Source organism: Staphylococcus sp. GDY8P54P (assembly GCF_017892645.1).
GTDB lineage: Bacteria > Bacillota > Bacilli > Staphylococcales > Staphylococcaceae > Staphylococcus > Staphylococcus ureilyticus.
The window spans coordinates 1-2,665 of record NZ_JAESLN010000049.1; the positions used below are offsets into that span (position 1 = coordinate 1).

Here is a 2,665-nt window from a genome sequence, read left to right on the forward strand (position 1 = left end):
AGGAGTCTGGACTTGACTCTAATAAATGAACAACAGTATCAAATCCAAGTAGAAAAAAAGAGAGTAGAAGAAATACTTCTTATGATTCAGAAAGCAGATTTTACTACCTATAAAAATATTAAGTTAAAAGACTGGATGAGTATTGGAGAAGCTGCCGAAGTGGCAGGTGTAAACACTTCGGCAATTCGCCACTGGGAATCAGAAGGATTAGTCCATTCGGAAAGAAAAAAAGAAAACGGCTACCGCATGTTTTCTATATCCGAATTGCGTAAAATACTGGTCATTAGCAGTTTAAGAAAAACTGTTTATTATATTGAAAATATGAAACAACTGTTAAATGAAATAGACATACCAAGCTATGAAAAAGTTGAACATTCCTTTCGGCTTGCTTTGAAGAACTTGGACAACAAATTAATGAATCAATTTAAAGGGGTAACAGAACTGATGAACTATATAAATTTAATTCAAGAAAGAGACTGCTGAAAAGTTACGCCTTTGCCTATCTAAAGATAGCAATTGAAGAATGAAAATGGAGAAGATACAATTGGCAGCTGGTTTTTCAATGCGGAAGCTAAACTCATAGAACGCTTAGTTAAATTATGATCACTTATCAGAAGGGAAGGAGCTAGAAAAAGCTTCTTCCTTTTTGTCTATAAAAGTGTACTTTTACGAACGCTAATAAAGTGAGAAATCAAATGATATTAAAAGGTTTTCAAAAAGTTGAAGAAGAACTTAGCAAGAGGGTTTCAGATTATATAATTGAGGAGGGTTTTATGAAGCTGAACGCATTCCCGAATACTTTCAAGTTGTTCTCTAGAGAGACTACATAAATTAACTGCCAAAGACTACATTTTTAGAATGCCATAAACATCTTCAAGTATATATTTCATTAACTTACATTTGTATTTAGGGAGAATAAAAAATCCTCCCAATTATTATTGGAAGGATTATCTATTCATTTATACTAAATAAGAGTTTTTTGTCATTCGACAAACAAAACATCTAGTTAAACTGATTTAAAAAAAATGGATGACTAATCCTATATCTTAGTACTTTGAAACTTATTCATTTCAAATTAGAAGAATACAGATTAGTTAATTATCTTCCACCCAGTAGTCCATTCATATTTGAAGAAAATACTAGCATAATTGAGTTATCAAAATAATATTAATTGCATTAATATTATTTAAAAATTCACCTTATTATATCAGCTATATACCTTGTTCAATACTATTGGCTATTTTGATAATTACCATATAATTGACCACAAGCAGCGTCAATATCAATCCCAAATTGACTTCTAATTGTGACATGGATACCAGCAGACTTCAAAACTTTGTAAAAGGCTTCTACCTGCCCTTCGTTTGCTTCTCCATACATCTCAGGTGCACTTATTGTAGGATTGTATCGTATCAAATTTACATGATATAACTTCCCTGATTTATAGCGACTTTTAAGAAGGCTAACAACTTCGTTTGCATGCTCAAGAGAATCATTTACACCAGGCAACATGATATAAGCTATATATACTTTCCTTGAAGTTAATCTTATATGTTCATCGAGTATATTCATTACCTCATCTATTGGGTATCTATCATTTATTGGCATCAATTTGCTGCGTTCCTCACTATAAGGTGAGTGTAATGAAAATGTAAGATTTACTTGAGGATATTCCTGGGTTATTTTTTTGATACTAGGTATAATACCAATCGTTGATATAGAAAGTCTACGAGGACTTAATGCAAATAAATTAGGATCCGTAAACGAATCAAGAGCATCAAATACTTGACGGTTGGCTAGAGCTTCACCCATTCCCATAAAAGAAATGCTATCAATTTGATGACCTAATAAATGGAAGTATAAAACTTGATCTGTTATCTCATCTACAGTTAGGTTTTTTTTCAATCCAATGTCGCCTGTAGCACAAAATTTACACCCAAAATTACATCCGCATTGTGATGATATACAAAATGACTCCCAACCTGCTTTATACTTCATGTTTACCGTTTCTACTCTCTCATTCTTTGATACTTCAAAAAGCACTTTCGTAACTTGCTCTGAATTTTGCTCTGCTAAGAGCTTGATATTCAAAACTGTTTCTCCAAAATTATTTATTAAATCCTCCCTAAGTAATTTTGGAAGAACCTTCATATCCTCAAATCGACTAATTCTTTGTTTAAAAATCGCATTGGTTATTTGTTTTATTCTATAATCAGGCTCATTATTACTTCTTAAAAATTCCTGTATTTTACCATACTTTGTTTTATTATTAAAATTCATTTCTTTCATCCTTTCACAATTTGCTCTAGTGGTAATTAGAATAATTGGAAAGGAGTAGCAGTCCCTAAGAATCAATTTCTTTTTGCACACAAAAAAAACACAGATAAAAATTACCGGTGCCGAAAGTCAAAACATACAAATATGCATATTTCACTACATAAAACAAGTATGTTGATGATCTTGTTTTAAACTTATCCATAGTAGAGGCAAAGCTCCGGCAACTGTTTTTATATCATTGTTTAGTTTAAAAAAGGACAGACTATTCCCTTTAATAGCTAAAATAGCTATTACCTCCTTTCACTAATTAATATACTTAGCCTGTACTGTAACATTTTAATATTCAAATGTAAATATTAAAGTTAGCAACGATAAAGTCCGTATAATT

2 protein-coding genes are annotated in these 2,665 nt (G+C 31.4%); one reads left to right on the forward strand and one right to left on the reverse strand.

What is annotated here, in order from left to right; genetic code table 11:
- On the forward strand, positions 1-483 hold a 483-nt coding region (locus KA883_RS13190), incomplete at its 5' end, for a MerR family transcriptional regulator (protein ID WP_204171401.1).
- A 747-nt stretch (positions 484-1,230) separates the two neighbouring features.
- On the opposite strand, the gene cfr is transcribed toward KA883_RS13190, so the two are convergent.
- Entirely contained in the window at positions 1,231-2,280 is a 1,050-nt protein-coding gene (gene cfr / locus KA883_RS13195; protein WP_001010505.1) for a 23S rRNA (adenine(2503)-C(8))-methyltransferase Cfr, read from the reverse strand.
- Positions 2,281-2,665 lie beyond the last annotated feature (385 nt).